Origin of the sequence: Microcoleus sp. B3-A4 (genome assembly GCF_036705385.1) — a bacterium.
Taxonomy (GTDB): domain Bacteria; phylum Cyanobacteriota; class Cyanobacteriia; order Cyanobacteriales; family Microcoleaceae; genus Microcoleus.
The window spans coordinates 1-2,044 of sequence record NZ_JAUBUI010000196.1 but is presented as its reverse complement, the minus strand read 5'-3'; the positions used below and the strand labels follow the sequence as shown (position 1 = coordinate 2,044).

Annotated in this window: 1 protein-coding gene; it reads right to left on the bottom strand. The window is 47.2% G+C overall.

The annotated features are described in order from the left end of the window. Positions 1 to 41: 41 nt before the first annotated feature. Positions 42 to 2,044, bottom strand: a 2,003-nt coding sequence (locus QUB33_RS29275; RefSeq protein ID WP_333358140.1) for a CHAT domain-containing tetratricopeptide repeat protein, incomplete at its 5' end; no start/stop codon positions are given.

Below are 2,044 nucleotides of genomic sequence, written 5' to 3'. Positions count from 1 at the left end.
ACGTATTAAATTTAAGTCCCGTCACCCTACTTAATGTTTTGTTACATACTGGTGATTTTTCCCGCCGACCTACTTAGCTTACCATTCGTGAGTTCTCTGAGCCAATCTTTTGCTTGTTGCAGGGCGAACGGCGGCTGGATTCCCTGCTTCCATAACTGGTAGAAATAAATCATTAACAAAGCGCTAGAACGTTCGTCCACTCGCCACAGTGTGCTGATAATATAATTGGTTTCTGGCAAAAAGCCACTGGCTATGCCCACGAATTCATCGATTAACTCGCCTGTCTTGGTGAAGCCGGTTTCGCAAGCGCTGAGGCAGATTAGGTAATAGTTGACAAAATTTAACTGCAAAATGTCGGTCAATGTCAATTCTTCACCGCTGGCTAAGATTAAGGCGGAAGCTTCGGATTTTTCGGTGTTGTGGTAGGCGTGACCTGTATAATGAAAAATGCCATTATTCGCTTTGAGTGCTTGAATAATTGCGGTTTTTGTGGTGGCATTGGAGGGGCGCTGAGTCGGGTAAAATTGACGGATGGCGGCTGCTTCTATTTCTGTGTATTTTAATGCACTTTTGCCTTGGGAGTGCTCTACCATCAGCAGTGAATTTGGAACTGTTTCCGTGGGGTTTTGCTGTTGCTGAAGGATGGCAATTTGAGCGCTGGGGAGGCGGCTAATTGTGCGGATTTGCTCGCGTTCAGTATTCTGTAGCAGCGTAGGAAAAGGAGGCTGAAACAGGGCATCTAGGGGGAGGAGGTGCAAGTCGCGGTGGGGAATTAAGATTAAGTGTTGGATATTGGTGAGGTGCGTGCAAATTTCGGGAATTTTGAGGATGTCAGCGAGTTTTTGCAATTGCGCCATCATTGATTGCCGCCAGGGATGGGATTCTTTGCTTTGTTCTTTGCTAGTTTTGCAGTAATTTTGATAGTTGGTTTTCCAGTCGGTCAGCCAGTTTTCTAAACTCGGACTGTTGGGATTTGGGAATAAATCGGTGAATGGTGTGGAGATTGCTTTAAACTTGTCTGGGGTAATGATAAAAGCTGTCAGGAAAACTGGGCTTAGATGCCAGTAAATTATCGCTGTTGCGGTGTTGTTTGCCAGCAAGTATCGGATTTGCAGATAAGTCGGGCTATCGGTGCGGTTGGGCGAACCTGCGCGCATCCATTGCAAGCAAAAGTTTTTCCGCGATTCGGCTTTTTCTAGTGCATTTATCTTCTTGCCAGACTTGACGAGGGTATCGACTTCTAACTGGTACAGTCCGGCAAATTTGCGCTGGAGTCGCAGTTTGATTTCGGTGTGAGTTTCGTTGTCTAAAAGTAAATTTTCTAAGACGGTAGTAGCTTCGGTAAGGTACTCGCTGGTTTTGGGATCTCCCAAGCTGTGGCAGGCGGTAATTAAGCCTTGCATTACTTCTAAATAAGTTTCTGGAATGAGGGGCGATTTCAATAATTCGCGGGCTTGTTCGTAGCTGGCTTTGGCTTTGGGGAAAGATTCAAAATATGTGGCTGTTTGTTTGCGGTGTTTGTAGTGTGCATCGCCTTTTTGCTGGTGCAATCTGCCACAAGCGAGGCGATAGTCGCGGTTGCTGGACTGATATTTCTGCAAGCCTTCATCCCAGTTTTGAATAGCTTCAATGTAGCACCCGGAGTTGAAAAATGCCCAACCTCGATTTGCCCAAGCTGGCCAGAATTGATCGCCTGTAATTTCTAAGGCATTCTCGAAGGCTGCGATGGCCTCACTGTTGCGATCCAAACCATTTAGGGCATTGCCCAGCCCGTTCCAGGCCATGTGGAATTTGGGGTCAATTTCTAAGGCATTCTCGAAGGCTGCGATGGCCTCACTGTTGCGGCCCAAATCATTTAGGGCATTGCCCATATTGTTCCAGGCCATGTGGAATTTGGGGTCAATTTCTAAGGCATTCTCGAAGGCTGTGATCGCCTCACTGTAGCGGCCCAAATCTTGTAGGGTAGCGCCCAGCCCGTTCCAGGCCATGTGGAATTTGGGGTCAATTTCTAAGGCATTCTCGAAGGCTGCGATGGCCTCACTGT